Source organism: Spirosoma sp., assembly GCF_026391055.1.
GTDB lineage: Bacteria > Bacteroidota > Bacteroidia > Cytophagales > Spirosomataceae > Spirosoma.
This window is the reverse complement of record NZ_JAPLET010000025.1, coordinates 129,221-147,498: the sequence shown is the minus strand read 5'-3', so window position 1 is coordinate 147,498 and position 18,278 is coordinate 129,221. Positions and strand designations below refer to the sequence as shown.

Here is an 18,278-nt window from a genome sequence, read left to right as displayed (position 1 = left end):
TTGTCGCTCATGAATCTGCTTTTTATCGTATTATCAATCGGGCCGTCCGCCATGTGGGATATTAAATCGGGAGAGGACCTGATTCTGCTCTCGCTGTCCATCTTCCTGCTGGTGGGAATGGTGCTGGTAGGGGCTGTGGCCCTCTATCTGCTGTTTATTCTTCGCAAAGCGGTGAATCCGGAGCTGGCTAATAAACCCGCCGATACCCGTACCCTCTGGCAGCGTGTGTCGGGGTTACATGCCCTGAGTCAGGAGCAGGACTTGGTGATGGAACACGCCTACGACGGTATCCACGAACTGGACAATCCAACGCCACCCTGGTTTATGGGCTTGTTTTACAGTACCATTGGCTTCGGTGTTATCTACCTCATCGTCTTTCACCTCACGAGCCTGGGCGATCTGCAACTGGCCGAATACACCCAGGAGGTGGCGGTAGCCGAACAGCAGCGCGATGCCTACATCAAAAAAGTAGCGGGCTCAATCAACGAAAACAACGTGGCCTTTGTGAAGGACGCCAAAGCACTCGATGCGGGTAAAGCCGTGTTTCTGCAAAGCTGTGTCGCCTGCCACGGGCAGCAGGGGCAGGGGGGCGTTGGCCCAAACCTCACCGACGAATTCTGGCTGCACGGCGGCTCTATGAAGCACGTCTTCCACACCATTACCGAAGGCGTTCCCGAGAAAGGGATGATGTCGTGGAAGAAACAGCTCAACCCCTTGCAGGTACAGCAGGTAGCCAGTTATATCCTGACGCTACAGGGCACAAATCCTCCCGGAGCCAAAGCACCCCAGGGTGAAAAGGAAGCTCCCGTACTGGCTAGTAAGTAATAATCTATGACAACTCAACTGCCTCCAGCCCCGACCGATGATTATTTTCGGTCGCACCTCCCGAACCAGAACGAAAACGGGAAGCGGAAATGGCTATACCCTAAAGCCACGTCGGGGCGTTTTACGCGCTGGCGTACGGTGGTGGCCATCGGGCTGCTGGTCGCGTTGTTTGCCGGTCCGTTCGTCTGGGTCGATGGACATCCGCTGTTTCTGTTCAATGTGCTCGAACGGCGGTTTATCTTTTTCGGCGTAACCTTCTGGCCGCAGGATTTTTACCTTGTCGCCATCGGGCTCGTTACGTTTGTGGTATTCGTGTCGCTGTTTACGGTTGTCTTCGGGCGCGTATTCTGCGGCTGGGCCTGCCCGCAGACGATTTTTATGGAAATGGTTTTCCGGAAGATCGAAGGCTGGATCGAAGGGGATTACAAAGCGCGTCAGCGGCTGGATGCCGGTCCCTGGACAACGGAAAAAATCATGAAGAAGACCGCCAAGCACACCGTCTTTTTTCTGATCTCGTTTGCCATCAGTAACACGTTTCTGGCGTATATCATTGGCCGCGACAACTGGCTGAAACTGATTACCGACAACCCGTCTGAGCACGTGGTGGGTCTGTTCGCCATGCTGGTGTTTACGGGCGTTTTCTACGGTGTCTTTGCTTATCTGCGTGAAATCGTTTGCACGACCATCTGCCCGTACGGACGATTGCAGAGCGTGATGCTGGATAAAAATTCACTCATTGTTGCGTACGATTACATCCGGGGTGAGCCACGGGGCAAAAAACAACGGGCAGGGCAGGGGGAGACGAATACAGGTGCAGGGGCTAGCGCCACAAACTCGGCATCTTCTGCCTTCCACCCGTTGCCTATTGCAGCCCAGCCCAAAGGCGATTGTATTGACTGCAAACTCTGTGTCCACGTCTGCCCAACCGGCATCGACATTCGCAACGGCACGCAAATGGAGTGTATCAACTGCACCGCCTGTATGGATGCCTGCGACGACGTGATGCTGAAAATCGACCGGCCGCTGGGCCTGATTCGGATGGATTCGCAGAAGGGGATCGAAACCCGGCAGCCGTTCCGGTTCACTACCCGAATCGGGGCGTATACGGCGGTGCTGACGGCCCTGCTGGCGGTGCTGGGCTTTTTGATGATCAGTCGTCCATCGCTCGATGTTACGGTGCTGCGGGCACCGGGACAGCTGTTTCAGCGGGAGGCAAACGGGATCGTGTCTAACCTGTATTCGGTTGAGATCATCAATAAAACGTACCAGCCCATGCCCGTACAGTTCCGCGTGAATAACCCCGATGCCCAACTGCGCTTCGTGCAGCCGCTGACGGAAACGAAGCCCGGTGAACTGACAAAAACCATGTTTTTTATTACCCTGCCGCAACGGGCAATCCATCAGGATAATACCAACCTGACCATCGATATTCTATCCGGCAACACCGTTATTGATCAGATTGAAACCAACTTTCTGGGACCAAATCAATGAGTGAAAGAATGAAAGAGTGAAAGAGCGGCTACTATACGACCCGCTTTCGCTCTTTCATTCTTTCGCTCTTTCACTCTTTTATAGTATGAACTGGGGAAAAGCTATTGTTCTTGTGTTCGTCCTGTTTGCCGGATTTATCGGTACAATGGTTGTACGAATGAGCCGCCAGACGATTGATCTGGTGCGCGATGATTATTACCAGGACGAAATGGCGTATCAGCAGCAGATCGACCGGGTAGCCAATGCCCGTGAATTCGACCCGGCCACGTATATCCAATACCAGACGGAAACCCAGCAGGTCAAGCTGCGCCTGCCCGATTCGCTTCAGCGCGGCACATTGACGCTCTACTGCCCCGCCGACCGGAAGCAGGATGTTCGTCTGCCCTTAACGGCATCGACTCAGGTGATTACGGTGGTGCCCATGCAGAAACGACAACGTGGGCTGTGGCGCGCACAACTTGCCTGGTTTGATGGCAAACGCGAGTATTATACCGAGCGCGAACTGATTTTGCCATGATCGTCTGGCTCACAACGGCCCTGTTGACCGGTCTGGCCGGGAGTCTGCACTGCATCGGCATGTGCGGGCCGCTGGCTATGGCGCTGCCCGTAGGCCGGTTGCCGGTGGGCCAGCGAGTACTAGCGAGGGGGCTGTATCATCTGGGGCGGCTGAGCGCGTATAGCCTTCTGGGTATAGTAGTGGGTAGTGTTGGGCAGGGATTACTGCTGGCTGGTTTGCAGCGACCCGTTTCGGTTGGAGCGGGTATTCTGCTGCTGGTCTGGGTGGTTTCGGCGCGGGCATTCCCTAACTGGGTACAGACCTCACCGCTCACCCGCCGGTTAACGGCTCCGCTGGCGCAACTCCTTCGCCAGCCTACGTTGCAGCACATTACCGGACTTGGGTTTTTAAATGGATTGCTTCCCTGTGGCTCCGTTTATGTAGCCTTGGCGGGTGCGCTGGCGGCTCCAACCTTACTAAATGGCGGCTTGTATATGCTGGTCTTTGGCCTGGGTACAGTGCCTGCCATGCTGAGCCTGACAGTGGCCCTGACCCGCCTGACGCCCCGCTTGCGACATCGGTTTGGGAAAGCGCTGCCGTTGGCAACCGTTCTACTGGCCGTTCTCCTAATTGTGCGGGGCATCGGTTCACTGGCACATTCGGCCAAAACCGGGGCGGATACCATACCCATTTGCCACGGTAGCCGGTCAATGTAATTGATTCTTCGGCTTCCGGCTGGCACGACTGCTGAGACCGAACAGTCGGTATAAAGGACAGCTGCCGGAAATAGCCGTGAGCAACAGACCCGCACCCGTGAGTAGATAAAGCCAGCTTACCAGCGAATGGAAATCGTTGATGACGAACAGAATCAGCAGACACATACCAATAATAACCCGAAGGGAAGCATCATAATAGCCAAGGTTCTTTTTCATGCGTTTAATTGGATTGGTGGCTTAAAAATAAAAAAGCTTGTTGATAGGCAACTTGATGGTTATCAAGGATTAAAGTGACTTTTTTTTCGACAGTATAATGTTGGCCGGGACTGGTTGAGCGTGAATTAAATTTTCTGCCCGACGGGTTCCGGTCAGCAGTATACTAAAAACCAATCTGTATGACGCCCACGAACGATCCATCCGTAAGTCTGCCATTCACCGTTCTTCAGGACGCTGAAGTAAAGGCTTCCCGGCAGCAATTCGGCAGCAACCGTTTGGCAACTCACGAATCTCAAACGGGCTGGCGGTTGTTTGTTGAAATCGTCTCCGAACCCATGTTCATTTTGCTGGCAGTGGCCAGCTCGCTTTACGTGATTCTGGGCCAATGGCAGGAAGGGACAGTGCTGGGTGTGGCGATGGTGCTTGTTTCAGCCATATCTTTCTTTCAATCCATTCGGAGCGACCGGGCGCTGCAGGCACTTCGACAGCTGGCTCAGCCAACGGTATCTGTTTTTCGCGATGGGCAGCAACAGCACCTTCCGGTAGAGGAACTGGTTGTTGGCGATGTTATCTGGCTAACAGAGGGCCAGACCGTCCCGGCCGATGGGCTGTTGCTCCAGGCTAGTGACTGCGCCGTTGATGAAGCCATCCTGACGGGTGAGTCGGTGCCGGTAGACAAGACCGTACCAGACACAGACCGGTTCTTATCCGGTACGCTACTTACCTCCGGCAGCGCCTATGTACGGATAACCGCCGTTGGGGAGGCAACCGAATTGGGCAAGCTAGGCCATTCACTACAAGCTATAGAGGTCGAAAAAACACCTTTACAGCAGCAAATAACCCAGTTTGTTCAGCGCATGGCCTTCGTTGGATTCGGTGCTTTCGCACTTGTGTGGGGTATTAATTTTGCCCAGTCCGGCGATCGTGTAACCGCACTGCTACTGGGGCTGACCATTGCCATGTCCATCCTGCCCGAAGAGATACCGGTGGCCTTCAGCAGCTTTATGGCGCTGGGAGCCGCCCGCATGGTGCGCTTTGGTGTCCTTACCAAACAACCCCAAACGGTCGAGAGTCTCGGATCAGCTACGGTCATCTGCACAGATAAAACGGGGACCATCACGCAGGATGGCATGGTCCTCGCCCGGCTCTATGACTATAGCGCCGATGCCGTTGTGTCGTTGACTGATGCGCTGACGCCGTCGGCGGGCGAGGTGTTGGCGTACGCCCGCTGGGCAAGCGAGCCCACGCCCTTCGACACTATGGAGCAGGCCATTTTGGTGGCTTACGAAGCCCATTTTATCCCTGTTGTGTATCCCTTACAGCATGAGTATCCATTGGGCGGCACCCCGCCCATGATGACCCACGTGTATGCCGCCGGTACCGGTCCGGTGCGCGTGGCAGGAAAAGGCGCCGTGGAGCGTATCGTTCAGATTTGTCGATTGTCGGCAGCGGAAACGGCCAACGTCCTGGTCCAGGCAACCGAACTGGCCAGACTTGGGTATCGGGTGCTGGGCGTGGCCGGAAGTGACTGGCCCAACGAGGATTACCCTGCCAGTCAGGATGAATTTGCCTGGTCCTTTAAGGGGCTTATCGCGCTGGAAAACCCGCCTAAGGCCAATGCACGGTCGGTAATCCAGCAATTTAATCAAGCCGGTATTGTGGTGAAGATGATCACCGGCGATTCGCCTGAAACGGCCTGTGCCATTGCCCGGCAGGTCGACCTGCCTAATGCCGATCGTATGCTGATCGGCCAGCAGGTAATGGGGCTTCCGGAAGCGGAGTTACAGGCCGAAGTGAAGCAGGTGAATGTATTTGCCCGCATGTTTCCCGAAGCCAAGCTGCGCGTAATTCGGGCGTTGAAAGCGAACGGTGAGGTAGTCGCCATGACTGGCGACGGGGTTAATGATGGTCCGGCACTCAAAGCGGCTCATATTGGCGTGGCAATGGGTCGCCGGGGAACGGAGGTGGCAAAACAGGCGGCTTCTCTGGTGCTGGTGAACGACGATTTGGGCGGTATGATCAATGCCATTGCCCAGGGCCGACGCATTTATCAGAACCTCAAACGGGCCGTGGGGTATATCGTTTCCATTCATATTCCAATTATTCTGACGGTCACGATACCGCTGCTGGTTGGCTGGCGGTACATCAACCTGTTCAGTCCGGTACACGTTATTTTTCTGGAGTTGGTCATGGGCCCAACCTGCTCCATTGCCTTCGAAAATGAACCCGCCGAGCGCAACCTGATGGAGCAGCGCCCCCGCCCTTTTGCCGATACGTTCTTTACGGCCAGCGAGTTAGGGGTCAGCGTTGTGCAGGGGGTAGCCATTGCAGGGGCTGTATTGAGTGTATACTGGCAGGGAATGCACGCGGGCAATTCCATAGAGAATGTGCGAACCATGACATTCGTTACGCTGGTACTGAGCAACATCTGGCTGACCCTGGTAAGTCGGTCAGGACGGGAGCCAGTCTGGCAAACGGTGCGTCGCCCGAATCCATTACTTTGGCTGATGCTGTCAATTACCCTACTGCTACTAATTAGCGCATTGCTGTTCCCGCCGATGCGCGCCCTGGCGAAATTTGCCGAACTGACGCCGGCAGCTTTTGGTCAATGCCTGCTCTGGTCATGCTTGGGCGTAGGCTGGATTGAACTGGTGAAGGGGAGGTTTTTAAGTCGGTAAGTGTTTTTGCGTCAGCCACTTACTAACTTACCGACTTACTTATTAACTTATTCAATCCATCATCAGATGTTTCGCTACGGTTGAGATCATGCCTTTGTCGGAGGCCAGGCCGATTTGCCGCCAGATTTCCAGCCCCTGACGCACCAGCACAAAGGCGGGCGTTTGGGTGATGCCAAAACTCCGGACAACTTCGGGGTGTGACAGTTCATCGATCTTCAGAATACGTACCGTATCCCCAAGCGTATGTTGCAGCGAGTCGGCAAGGGCAACGAAAGAAGCCCGCCTTTGACGGTCGGCTTTTTCCGAAGGCATAAAGAATAATAAAACTGCCGACCGGTCAGGAATACGTATTGGGTTTGGGTCGTCGCGTTTCATAGGTTTGCGGCCTACCATATTCATGAGACAAAAAATTATCTACGTTGACGATGTAAAATTGGCCGTTTATGCCCGCAGATGAGCTGACAATTGTTAGGGCACTCAATGATTATTGACCGATTTTTGAAAGATTGCTGTAATTTGGCCTAGAAATCTCTCAGCATATGTTGTAGGATCAGCGCCTTTATGTTAACTGCATTAAACTCAAATACGTTAACGAACTTACTTTTCGAGAAGAGCGAAGATTTTATCGGTATCTATGACCTCAATGAAGAGCGGTTTGTACGGGTAAATAAAGTTGGGGCGCGTATGCTTGGCTTCGTGTCTGAGGCTGCTATGCTGGCTGATCCAGTTCGATCTCGGTCGCTGCGGTTTCAGCCGTTGAGTGATGAAAACCGCGCTACGTTGATTACGCAAATCCGCCAAACAAATCATTTCGAAGAACTGATTCAGGTTGGACGGCAGGACGGACGGCCTCTTATGGGTCGTCTTGTCATTGATTCGTTCGCCGAAAACGAACAGGCGTACGCCCTTATCCGCCTTATTGATCAGGCCCGGTTGGTCCAGGCCGAACGCGAACTGGAGCACAGTGTTCGCCGGTATGAAGCCATTTTTTCCAGTGCTACCATCGGTATAATCGTTTGCGATAAACAAGGGGCGATCGTATCGGCCAATCAACTGGCTAATCAGCTGTTTGGCTACTCTACCGACGAAATACTGGCGCTGACCATTGAGCAATTGGTGCCCACGCGTATAAGCCATTACCACCAGAAACTCCGGCAGTCCTTTAACGAGAGTCCGCAGGTGCGCGCCATGGGCCACAATCGCGATCTTAACGCACAGCGTAAAGACGGGTCCGTTTTTCCCGTTGAAGTCAGCCTGAGCTACTTCCGGCTCGAAGATGAACTGTATGCGGTTGCCTATATAATTGACAGTACGTTTAAAAAAGAAGCCGAACGGCAGTTGCTCACTCACCGCGACGATATAGAACGGCTCAATGCCGATCTGGAACAAAAAGTGGTCGACCGTACACATGCGCTCATGAATACGCTCGACCAGCTGGAGCAGTCTAAAGATGAACTGGCTAGGGCGCTGGCCGTAGAGCGGGAGCTTGGCGAACTAAAATCCCGTTTTGTGGCGATGGCCTCCCATGAATTTCGTACGCCCCTGACCGCCGTGCTGACGTCGGCTACGTTGATCGAAAAATACACCACGAGCGATCAGCAGGATAAGCGCGAGAAACACCTTATGCGAATCAGAGCATCGGTAAACCACCTCAATGACATTCTGGAGGAGTTCTTGTCGGTCGGTAAACTCGAAGAGGGGAAAGTGGAAACGCATCCTGCCGAGATTAACTTGGCCAAACTGGTGGACGAAACCATTACCGACATGAGGTCGGCTCTGAAACCCGGTCAGACGATTCAGACCCAAATCGACTGTACGGGCACGATCTGGATAGACCCGTCGATGCTCCGCAAAATTCTGGTCAATTTATTGAGTAATGCCATAAAATATTCCGGCCTTGATTCGGTTGTATCTCTATGGGCTGCCTGCTCCGATGCTAACCTGAAGCTAGTTATTAAAGACCAGGGGGTGGGTATTGCCAAAGAAGATCAGGAGCATCTGTTTGAACGCTTTTTCCGGGCCAGAAACGTGACCAACATCGCGGGTACCGGCCTGGGGCTTCACATCGTCGGTCGTTATGTAGACCTGATGGGGGGCACTATTACGTTAACCAGTGAACTCAACAAAGGAACAACCCTCACCTTAAACCTTCCGTATGAAAACTATTTTATTGATCGAAGACAATGAAGCTATCCGCGAAAATACTGCTGAGATCCTTGAGCTGACGGGCTATACCGTCGAGACTGCCGAAAATGGTAAGCTGGGGGTTGAAAAAGCCCTTGCCAAGAAGCCCGATCTGGTCATCTGCGACATCATGATGCCGGTACTGGATGGCTACGGGGTGCTGCATATTTTTAATAAAAACCCACAACTGTCGGGGGTGCCCTTCATCTTCCTGACAGCTAAAACGGAACGGAACGACCTGCGAAAAGGCATGGAGCTGGGTGCCGATGACTACCTGACCAAACCGTTCGATGAATCCGAACTGCTTAGTGCGATTGAAGGGCGGCTGAACCGATTTGCGCACCTTAAGCCAGACTATGACCTGGTGCACGAAGGACTCGATCAGTTCATGGACGATGCCCGACGGGTAGGAAATCTGCAAAGCCTGTCGGCCGATCGTAAAGTTCATCCGGTGCGGAAAAAGCAGTATATCTATTCGGAAGGAGACGAAGCCACCCGCCTGTATTTTCTTAAATCAGGTCGGGTCAAAGCGGTCCGGATCAATACCGACGGCAAAGAGCTTATCATGGAAATCTACACCCCCGGAGATTTTTTTGGCTATCTTCCTCTCCTCGACGGTCGCCGGTATACCGAATCGGCCATAACGATGGAAGATTCCGAACTGCATTATATCCCGATGGAGGATTTTCAGCAGTTGCTACTGGCTAATCAGGAAGTAAGTCAGCATTTTATCCAACTGCTGGCTGGCCGTGTAGCCGAGCGCGAAGAGAAGCTGGTGGGTATGGCTTATAATTCGCTCCGGCGCCGGGTAGCGGATACGGTCCTGCGGCTGCACAATCAGCAAAATGGTGAGATCATTCAGCTCTCGCGGGATGATCTGGCCGCAATTGTTGGTACAGCTACCGAATCCCTGATTCGTACCCTGAGCGAGTTCAGGCAGGATGGCCTCATCGAAGTGATTGCGCCAGCGGGTATCCGGGTGCTACAGGCCGAAAAGCTGCGCCGGGCCAACTGGTAAACCCGACGCTTACCAGTTGGCGGCCCGAACAAACCGGCTGTATGACAACAATCAGGCTCTGGACTAAGCCCGCTCATCCGCATCGGCGGGAGGGCGGGCTAATTTTATGATCTAAATGTGTTGGTCTTCGGTTGCAGCCGACTAAACGTACCACCGTCAAACGAAACTCCGTCTGGTTCATGAAAACAGCCCTTTTTATTGTCGATTGCTCCGTTGATTCCGCACTCTCCGTACGTAACTGGCTTTCCGCTCATTCGCATCAACCTGTTCGTTTAACCGTTGTTCTGCCCTACGACATTGATGAAGGCCAATCGTTAGAGAAATCGACTCTGCAATCCGCTAAATCGGAAGCCAGTACCCGGTTAAAAAACTGGTGTGCACTGCTGGGCGACACAAACCCCGGCAGTGTGGTAACCGAAACGCTGCTGGCTAATCCGGAACTGGCCATCAGCATGCACCTGCTCATTCGCCGTTACGATTACTGGCTCGTTGAAGACTGGTCGCTGGTTGCCAATGCGACCCTGTCGGCTATCCTGAATCAACCCAACTTACAGACTCTGCCTCTTATCATCAATCCGGAGCCTGTGTCAGTAATGGTCTAGCACTATTGTGAGTTTCTGCCGAAGGACTGTCGTTAATTTTATACATGGTTTCGGCGTATTCTGCCGCCATTCGATCTGAGTCGAAATAAGGTGTTACGTCCTCTATGCTGGCCTTCATGATAGCGGTCCAATCATCGGGGTGCTCGTAATAGAGAGGCAACACCACCGTTTCGAGTAAGGCATAGAGGTTTTCGGCGTCAAAAGCGTCCTGTTCATGAACCGGCCCGGTAATACTGGCTTCGGGCAGCACAAAACTATTAATACCATTTCTGGCAAATTCAGGTATCCAGCCATCGTTGGTCGACGCGTTGACTGCCCAGTTCATGGCGGCCGTCATGCCGCTGGTGCCGGAGGCCTCCCGCGTCAGTCGTGGGGTGTTGAGCCACAGGTCTGCTCCGCCTTTAAGCTGTCGGGAAAGCTGCATCCCATAATCGACCAGAACCGCGCAGTTGGCAAAGCCCTTGCTGACATGCACCAGCCGGTCGAATGTGCCGATACTGGCGTAGTCGAACGGGTAGGGTTTACCCGCCCAAATCATCTGCACTGGATAAGCCGGATTGCTGAGCAGTCGTTCAAACCGGGCGGGATCGGCAAGCAGTAAATCGGCACGTTTGTACCCGGCAAACCGACGCGACCAGACAATCGTAAACACGTCGGGTCTGAACAGGTCGCCGGTTTGATCGGCGACGACATCAAACAATCGTTTTTTGAGCGTCTTTTTTCGGGCCACCAGGGCCGCATTGTCATTACGGGCCACTGCATCGGCCATTTTTTCGTCGGCCCAGAAGCGGGCATTCTGGGCGTTGGTAATGGCGCCGATAGGGCAGAGGTTATCGTAGGCGCCCCACATCTGCTGACACACTTCCTGATGACGTTTGGAAACCGCATTGGCCCGCCCGGCCAGTCGAAGGGCAGCCAGTGCCCAGTTGAAAGTATCGGTATAGATGCCTGTAAGCTGTCGGACTGTATCGAGTGGCAGGTAATCGAAAAAGCCCATCCGGTCGAGCAGGCGAATGTCAGTACGGGGGTTTCCGGCCTCTTCGGGCGTATGGGTAGTAAATACCAGTCGTTTTCGAACAACTTCGGCATTGCCAAACCGATTATAGAGCGCGAAGGCGACCGGCAATGGATGGCTTTCGTTCAGGTGGTACACATCGGGCGAAAGCTGTAAAAGATCCAGTAGTTTTGCACCGCCAACGCCGAGTAAAATACTAGTCGTAATGCGTGTTTCGGGGTTGGGGTCGTACAGCCGATGGCAGATCGTTTGGGCGAGGTAGTCGTTCTCGGGCAGATCGGTCGATAAAAAATAGGTCGGTGCCGTTTCAAATGTAGCTGGCGGCAGGTAGTAGGCCGTTACCCAAACCGGTGCGTGATTGACCCGAATCTGAAACCGCAGGTTGGTAGGCTCCAAAAAGCTGTACTGCTTCTCCATGAATAACACATCCATGGTCTGGTCGGGTTTGCGGACCTGGTCGTAGTAACCGTATTTCCATAGAATACCGATGGCCACCAGTGGCTGCTTCAATGCCCTGGCACTCCGCATGTGCGATCCGGCCAGAAAACCAAGACCACCCGAATAGGTTTTAAGGGATTGAACGAAGGCGTATTCCATGGAAAAATAGGCAATCTGGCAGGCGGGAACCGGCGAACTGGTTTGGGCAACAGAATTCATTGAGTCAGGTTGTATGCTTGTACGAAAGCCCCAAAGATCAGTCGGGAACGCGAGCCCGTATCTGAGAAAAATCAAGTAGTAGGCTGATTCGTGGCCTTTAATCAGCCATCAAACAAAAAACCTGACGATTGTAAAAGGATCTGGTGATTGTTTTCAGCCTTATTCTGGGGAAATGTCTGTGCAAAGTCATGCCAACCGATGAGTCATGTCAGGCTTGAGGATTAATTTCAATGACAATTTTGGTGAGTCAAGCTTTAGACCTGTCTCTCAATGAATATCGCCTTTTTTAGTACGCTCTCCTTCGAGCAGGCCTGGTTCGATCAATACCGCGCTCACCACCGCATTACGTATATACCTGAGGTGCTGACGGCTAAAACGGCTCATCTGGCTTTGGGGCATAGCGCAGTTTGTACCTTCGTCAATGACGACCTTAGTCGCCCCGTACTTACGCTTCTGAAAGAGATGCGAATAGGGGTGGTGGGGATGCGGTGCATGGGAACGGACAACGTAGACCTGCAGGCCATCGCCGATCTGGGAATGACGCTGCTGCACACCAGCTATTCGCCCTATTCCATTGCTGAACATACAGTTGCCCTGCTAACGGGTATGGTGCGACATCTGCCCGAAGCGCACAACCGGGTGCAGGCCGGTAATTTTACCATCGACGGACTGATGGGGTACGACCTTCACGGCAAAACGGTAGGGGTAGTGGGTACGGGCCATATCGGTAAAGCGTTTATTCGGATTATGCTGGGTTTTGGCTGTAAAGTACTTGCCTACGATATGTGCCCTGACCGCAGACTAACGGAAATAGGGGTTGCGTATGTGTCGCTGCCGAAACTCCTGCGGCAGTCCGATGTCGTTTCCCTGCACTGCCCCTCAACCTCCATAACGCAGCACATGATCAACAAACAGACGCTTTCGCTGATGAAGCAAAGCGCCATACTGGTCAATACGGGACGAGGGCGCCTGGTGGATGCCCATGCTGTGCTGGATGCCCTGAATGCAGGAAAACTGGCCGGTTACGCAGCTGATGTGTATGAGGGGGAACGTGATTATTTTCACTACGATTATTCGGGCAGGGCTGTACCCGACGACCTTCTGAACCGCCTTCGTAAGCACCCTGGCGTATTGCTAACGGCTCATCAGGGTTTTCTTACGGAAGATGCCCTGCGCCAGATTGCCCTGAGCCTGGTTAATCAATTCAGCTTTTTTGACAACAAGCAGACTGCGTCTATCACAAAAGCGTCAATGTGTTAATTGGATTTACACCGTCCAAAACCCGTTGCCTGTCACGCTACCCGCATGATCAGCACGGGTACTTGCGTATGGTTGAGTACATCTTCGGCCACACTGCCGGAAAGCAGATGAAGCAGACCCTTGTGGCCGTGTGTAAATAATACAATCAGGTCGGCTTCTACCTCATTGGCGTAGTCGATAACCCCCTGCGGTACGGTTTTGGCATGCTGAATGATCGATTCGAACTCGGTAATGCCTTTCGCATCAGCAAACTCATTGATCCACTCCCGTACTCCCTCCGGGTCGCGGTTATCGGAGGGCGTCATCACATACAGGAACTGGTGAAGCCCGTTTTCGCCCATCTGAAACGGGAAGTGGTAAATGGCTTTCAGCCGGTCGTCGATGTCGACGGCGCAAACGATATTTTGCGGTTGAAAATGAGGAGTCGCCTGCTTAACCACCAATACCGGACAATGCGCATGTCGGACAATGACTTCGGCGTTGGAGCCGATCAGCCACTCTTCCAGACCCTCCGCGCCGTTTGAACTCATCACAATCAGGTCGGCGGGGCGGGTGGTCACGTTATCGACCAATGCCTGTCCGTTCGTGATCAGCGTCGGCCTGATGGTAACACCCGCGTAGGCCGGGTTCTGTGCAAATTGTTGTAGTATTTCGCGGGCATCCTGCTCAAGCAACTGGTACGTTGTCAGGGTACGGTCTGTAATAACAGGCAATGCTTCGGCAAAAACAGGGGTAGGGACGGGGACCGGATAAATTACCGAATGCAGCAGGACAATTTCGCCCCCATTGATTCGGGCCAGGTTGACGGCTACCGACAGCGCCACGTCGGTCATGGGCGTAAGGTCTGTCGGAACAAGGATAGTTTCCATAAAGGTGTTGATTGAATGACGGTGCAAAAGAACATACCTACGTTCTGCCGTTACATGAGTGCCGCTGGTTAACAGCCTGATTTACATCAGGTGAGCAAAGTCAGTTTGCCAGCTGACGCATCTTCGGAAGGGGAATTCTATCCGTTTGTAGCTTTGGGGTCTCACATAAACCTGACATTCGCTATGTTACGTGATCTATCGCCCGAAGTAACGGACCATTTGCTGAGTACACAGTTTTTTGGTCGTATCGGCTGTGCTGCCGATGGACAGGTGCTTGTGTTGCCGGTCAGCTATCTGTATGATGGACAGGCTATTTACGGACAGACTTGCGAAGGGACCAAAACTCGTTTGCTCCGCAAAAATCCGGCCGTCTGTTTCGAGGTCGACGACAGTTGCGGACCGGATTGCTGGCGCAGTGTCGTTGTACAGGGTGTGTATGAAGAGTTGCAGGGCGATGAACGGGTATATGCCGAACAACGACTGGGACCGGGCCGGATAGCACCTGTTAGAGAAGCCGCTGTCGGCGAAACAAACACCGAACGCCCCGCTGCCAATGTAGTGTACCGCATTCGGATTCTCAGCAAAACAGGTCGGACTGAGATAAAGTCGGGACTGTAGGGTAGTGGTTACTGGTTACTAGTTATTTGCCCCTATTGACGAATTACCAATAACCAATTACGAACAACCAATCAAACGTATGAAAACAATGAAATTATCCAGATTTTGGACCTGCTTGCAGCTTGTCTTATTGGCTACGATTCCCTGGTCGTGTGCAGATCACCGGCCATTAACGAATACCGAGGCATTGCTGACCGGTTGTACAGCGGGTTGGAAAATAATGAATCGAAAATTCACCAGTTCTACCCTGAATTTTCCGTATCTGGACTGTTACCGACTCATTTTCCGAACGGACCATACGCTGGTTGAAGACCAGAGCCGGTGCGGGAACGGAAACGGCCAACAAGTACTCGGCAACTGGTCGTCTACCGAAACAACGCTGGTCATGCCCGTTCTTCAATATTCTCCCGGCTACGCAGCCGACTACCGCCTGGATGAGTTGTCTGCTACAACGCTGGTATTCAGCTGGCAGCGTGGCGGGCCCGACCGATACGTAGAAACCTGGACTTGCCCCTGATTGCCGGTAGCAACTGATCAGTTTTGTTCTGATACACAGTGACTACAATCATCGAACAGGGTGATTTCGAACAGGCTTAGCTATTAAAGTCTTATCTACTTTTGCTAGTGAAGAAATAAATGAGTGAGTCAACGGATTTAATTGATTGGTACTGTGCACTGAGTAGAGATGGGGAATTGAAAAAAAGCCTGCAACGACTTCGTTGCAGGCTTTTTAGTGTATAAGTTGGTTAGGGGATATCTTGCCCGAAAGCAAGCTCGTTTCGCTTGTCCCTTTATACTCCCGCTTATGGAATACTAGAGCAGACTTCTGGCTACCGGGCTACTTTTGTTAGGCAAGCAGGTACACTGCACTAAAGGGCTTACGAACATGACAACTTATTCAAGGCGTACGTTTATTGAGCAGATCGGATGGGGCATTGGCGGGGTTATGGCTTCGCCCTCTCTGGTGGCCATGGCTCAGGAGCGAGCGAACGTGTTTGACGGAAAAAAATTAACTATTGCCCTCTGTGGATTGGGTCGTTATGCCAATGTTCTTAAAGGTGGGATAGCAGCTTCGCAGTTCTGTCGTCTGGCGGGTATCGTTACAGGCACGCCAGCGAAAGCGGCTCAGTGGAAAAAAGAATACGGACTCCCGGATAAGAATAGCTACACCTACCAGAATTTTGATCAAATCGCCAACAACCCGGATATCGACGTAGTGTACATTACGCTCCCGAACGGTTTGCATAAAGAGTTTACCCTGCGGGCTGCCAAAGCGGGTAAGCATGTTATTGTTGAGAAGCCGATGGCTTTTACCGAGAAAGACTGTCAGGAAATGATTGATGCCTGCCAGAAGGCGGGTGTCCAGTTAGCGGTTGGCTATCGGTTACACTACGATCCTCATCATATTGAGCTGAAACGTTTAGGTCAACAGAAGGTATTCGGACAGGTACGCCTGATTGAGGCTTCGTTAGGCTATCGGCTGGACGGAATAAGTCCCGATGACTGGCACTTGAAAAAAGCGATGGCGGGTGGTGGTCCCCTAATGAACCTGGGGGTTTACTGCGTTCAGAGCAGCCGTTATGTACTGGGAGAGGAACCAACGGCGGTGACGGCTCAATTTGGACCGGTTACCATGCCTCATCTGTTCAAAGAGGTGGAGGAGAATATCACCTGGCAACTTTATTTTCCCGGTGGGGCCGTCTGCACATCGTCATGTACCTCAAATTGTAACATTGATCGGTTTTTTGCTTCGGCCGATGAGGGTTATTTTGAACTTGAACCGGCGTTAAGCTATGGACCGTTTAAAGGCCGAACCAGTCAGGCTGCGTTTACTTTTCCGGTTGTTAACCAGCAGGCGGCTCAGGTAGACGACATTGCCCGGCATATACTGTCGAATAAGCCCTTACCTGCTCATATATCCGGTGAAGAAGGCCGTAAAGATATGCGGGTGCTGGAAGGTATTTACAAAGCGGCCATTAGTGGACAAAAGGTGAATCTGGTGTAAGCGTCAGTTGCTAACCCAGTCACTAAACTACAGCGCCAGTCGCCATTTTCCGTACACGTCGGGGTAAACCTGAATGGCCCCTGCTGCGTCGATGTCCAGCACGTTATAGGTTGTAATAACAGGTACCGATACGGGCAACGGAACCGTTTTAGGGCTGACATTTTTAGGGCAGCTTGTCAGGTAGTCGTCGCTAAAACGAGTATAACCCAGCAGCAGATTGGCCAGTTCGGCTGGTTTCTCAACCCGAATGCAGCCGTGGCTCAACTGGCGGTTTTCGCTGGCAAAGGCGTGCCGGGCGTTGGTATCGTGCAGATATACATCGTAAGGACTGCTTATGTTGAACTTCAGTACACCCAGGGCATTGGCGCAACCGGTCGCCTGCCGCAGTCTGTAGGGGAATGAACCGTTGTAAACGGCCGACGCGGACACCGACCAGTTTACTGTTTTGGGGTCTACCACCCGTCCTTTGGCATCAATAACATCCAGCTTCAGGAAGCTCAGCACCAGAGCTGGGTTCTTCTGAATCCTGGGCAGCATTTCTTTAACCATTATGGAGCGGGGCACATTCCAGTAGGGGTACATGACCAGACTAGGAATGAACGCCGTAAACAGGGGCGTTGGCGTATCAGCTTTGCCAACGACAACCCGGCTGCTGAGCAGCGTTTTCCCCTGCCGGTCGATAACCCGGAGCGTGGCCGATGGTATATTGACAACAATACATTTGCTCTTGCGGAATCGGTTGAGCCACCGGTACGTATTGAGTGTTTCCTGAACCTGTTCGATTGTGAGGGAGTCGGCCATATAGTCATCGATCAGGCAGCGCATACAATACTCTTTCAACTGCCGGTAGCTTTGATCCGGTGATTCGAGCGAATCCAATAATGGAAACCAGTCTGCGCCAGCCATAAACTGCCGGGTAAGCCGGTTTAATCGGAGCGTATCCATCGACTCCGGAACGCCCTGATAGCCCACATGGTGGGGGGGTCGCCCGTAAACGATCTGCGTAAAATACTGTTTCAGGCAGGGGGCGTCGGGCGTATGGCACAAGCTATCAACACCAATGTCCGCGGCATACCGACGAAGCCGAAGCCAGTCGGCATCGGATTGGGCTTTTACAGAATATACTGTGCATACGAACAGCAGGGTAAGTAGCAGGCGGATCATAAGTGACAGATTGTGAGGGAGTAATGAGTCACACAAAGGTGGCGCTATTCCCTTGGTTCACGGATGATCGGATTCAGCTTTTAGTTTGAATTTAATCATTTTCATACCTGATGGCAGTCAGATCGCAGCTCATTTTAATCGGCCACATTTGTCCTGTTCTTTTATACTTTTCAACAAGGCTATGACATTTGAACCGACCTCCCACCTGCTGGCTTTCGTGCTGCCGATGTCCTTCAAAAAAGGGGATGTAACCTTTATCGCTCCAGCAACGGGCGAGGATGTCCGGGTACCCATCATGGCCAGTAACCGACCCCGAAAAGTTGTATCCACTGCCCAACTGGCCAAAGGTGTCTGGCGGGCCATGCTGCACTGGACTGATGGACAGCAGCAATACCAGGACGAACAGCAAATCATTGTCCAATGACCGGGGGTGAGTATTGATTTTGTTTTCGGCGAATCCGCTA

General features: G+C 52.7%; 18 protein-coding genes. 13 read left to right on the top strand and 5 right to left on the bottom strand.

Annotated elements, in window-relative coordinates; genetic code table 11:
* The first annotated feature begins 9 nt into the window (after positions 1–9).
* The 4 genes from NT073_RS22515 (at position 10) to NT073_RS22500 (ending at position 3,528) form a co-directional block, all read left to right on the top strand.
* Positions 10–825, top strand: coding sequence for a cbb3-type cytochrome c oxidase N-terminal domain-containing protein (locus NT073_RS22515; protein ID WP_297377954.1), 816 nt, complete (start codon positions 10–12; stop codon positions 823–825).
* Between the two features lie 6 nt (positions 826–831).
* Entirely contained in the window at positions 832–2,316 is a 1,485-nt protein-coding gene (gene ccoG / locus NT073_RS22510) for a cytochrome c oxidase accessory protein CcoG (RefSeq protein WP_297377951.1), read from the top strand.
* Between the two features lie 85 nt (positions 2,317–2,401).
* Positions 2,402–2,833 (top strand): FixH family protein, encoded by a 432-nt coding sequence (locus NT073_RS22505; RefSeq protein WP_297377949.1) that lies wholly within the window; start codon positions 2,402–2,404, stop codon positions 2,831–2,833.
* A complete protein-coding gene (locus tag NT073_RS22500; protein ID WP_297377946.1) occupies positions 2,830–3,528 on the top strand; it encodes a sulfite exporter TauE/SafE family protein in 699 nt (232 codons plus the stop codon). Before NT073_RS22505 ends, NT073_RS22500 begins: the two co-directional genes overlap by 4 nt.
* On the opposite strand, the gene NT073_RS22495 is transcribed toward NT073_RS22500, so the two are convergent.
* A complete protein-coding gene (locus tag NT073_RS22495) occupies positions 3,520–3,744 on the bottom strand; it encodes a DUF2892 domain-containing protein (protein ID WP_297377944.1) in 225 nt (74 codons plus the stop codon). The genes NT073_RS22500 and NT073_RS22495 overlap by 9 nt on opposite strands.
* 179 nt (positions 3,745–3,923) lie before the next feature.
* Between NT073_RS22495 and NT073_RS22490 the strand changes: the two genes are divergently transcribed.
* Positions 3,924–6,422 (top strand): cation-translocating P-type ATPase, encoded by a 2,499-nt coding sequence (locus NT073_RS22490; protein WP_297377941.1) that lies wholly within the window; start codon positions 3,924–3,926, stop codon positions 6,420–6,422.
* A 51-nt stretch (positions 6,423–6,473) separates the two neighbouring features.
* Here the strand turns inward: NT073_RS22490 and NT073_RS22485 are convergent, their stop codons facing one another.
* Positions 6,474–6,797, bottom strand: a complete 324-nt coding sequence (locus NT073_RS22485) for a thioredoxin family protein (protein WP_297377938.1) — start codon at positions 6,795–6,797, stop codon at positions 6,474–6,476.
* Positions 6,798–6,983: 186 nt separating this feature from the next.
* Here NT073_RS22485 and NT073_RS22480 point away from each other — a divergent pair, with 186 nt between their 5' ends.
* The 3 genes from NT073_RS22480 to NT073_RS22470 all read left to right on the top strand — a co-directional run bounded on the left by NT073_RS22480 (position 6,984) and on the right by NT073_RS22470 (position 10,226).
* Positions 6,984–8,609, top strand: coding sequence for a PAS domain-containing sensor histidine kinase (locus NT073_RS22480; protein ID WP_297377935.1), 1,626 nt, complete (start codon positions 6,984–6,986; stop codon positions 8,607–8,609).
* Positions 8,578–9,624 carry a response regulator gene (locus NT073_RS22475; protein ID WP_297377931.1) on the top strand — a complete coding sequence of 349 codons (1,047 nt, stop codon included), beginning with the start codon at positions 8,578–8,580 and terminating at the stop codon, positions 9,622–9,624. Before NT073_RS22480 ends, NT073_RS22475 begins: the two co-directional genes overlap by 32 nt.
* Positions 9,625–9,803: 179 nt before the next feature.
* Complete coding sequence (locus NT073_RS22470) at positions 9,804–10,226, top strand: hypothetical protein (RefSeq protein WP_297377929.1); 423 nt, start codon at positions 9,804–9,806, stop codon at positions 10,224–10,226.
* On the opposite strand, the gene glgP is transcribed toward NT073_RS22470, so the two are convergent.
* Positions 10,195–11,898 (bottom strand): alpha-glucan family phosphorylase, encoded by a 1,704-nt coding sequence (gene glgP / locus NT073_RS22465; protein WP_297377926.1) that lies wholly within the window; start codon positions 11,896–11,898, stop codon positions 10,195–10,197. The genes NT073_RS22470 and glgP overlap by 32 nt on opposite strands.
* Positions 11,899–12,168: 270 nt before the next feature.
* Here glgP and NT073_RS22460 point away from each other — a divergent pair, with 270 nt between their 5' ends.
* Positions 12,169–13,158, top strand: coding sequence for a 2-hydroxyacid dehydrogenase (locus tag NT073_RS22460; protein ID WP_297377923.1), 990 nt, complete (start codon positions 12,169–12,171; stop codon positions 13,156–13,158).
* Between the two features lie 32 nt (positions 13,159–13,190).
* On the opposite strand, the gene NT073_RS22455 is transcribed toward NT073_RS22460, so the two are convergent.
* Positions 13,191–14,027 (bottom strand): universal stress protein, encoded by an 837-nt coding sequence (locus tag NT073_RS22455; protein ID WP_297377920.1) that lies wholly within the window; start codon positions 14,025–14,027, stop codon positions 13,191–13,193.
* 183 nt (positions 14,028–14,210) lie between these two features.
* On the opposite strand from NT073_RS22455, the gene NT073_RS22450 reads away from it, so the two are divergent.
* The 3 genes from NT073_RS22450 (at position 14,211) to NT073_RS22440 (ending at position 16,650) form a co-directional block, all read left to right on the top strand.
* Positions 14,211–14,645, top strand: a complete 435-nt coding sequence (locus NT073_RS22450) for a pyridoxamine 5'-phosphate oxidase family protein (protein ID WP_297377918.1) — start codon at positions 14,211–14,213, stop codon at positions 14,643–14,645.
* 79 nt (positions 14,646–14,724) lie between these two features.
* On the top strand, positions 14,725–15,162 hold the full coding sequence (locus NT073_RS22445; RefSeq protein WP_297377916.1) for a hypothetical protein: 438 nt from the start codon (positions 14,725–14,727) through the stop codon (positions 15,160–15,162).
* Between the two features lie 369 nt (positions 15,163–15,531).
* Positions 15,532–16,650 carry a Gfo/Idh/MocA family oxidoreductase gene (locus NT073_RS22440; RefSeq protein ID WP_297377913.1) on the top strand — a complete coding sequence of 373 codons (1,119 nt, stop codon included), beginning with the start codon at positions 15,532–15,534 and terminating at the stop codon, positions 16,648–16,650.
* 27 nt (positions 16,651–16,677) lie between these two features.
* Here the strand turns inward: NT073_RS22440 and NT073_RS22435 are convergent, their stop codons facing one another.
* Positions 16,678–17,814 carry a L,D-transpeptidase family protein gene (locus tag NT073_RS22435; RefSeq protein WP_297377910.1) on the bottom strand — a complete coding sequence of 379 codons (1,137 nt, stop codon included), beginning with the start codon at positions 17,812–17,814 and terminating at the stop codon, positions 16,678–16,680.
* 181 nt (positions 17,815–17,995) lie between these two features.
* Here NT073_RS22435 and NT073_RS22430 point away from each other — a divergent pair, with 181 nt between their 5' ends.
* A complete protein-coding gene (locus NT073_RS22430) occupies positions 17,996–18,238 on the top strand; it encodes a hypothetical protein (protein ID WP_297377907.1) in 243 nt (80 codons plus the stop codon).
* Positions 18,239–18,278 lie beyond the last annotated feature (40 nt).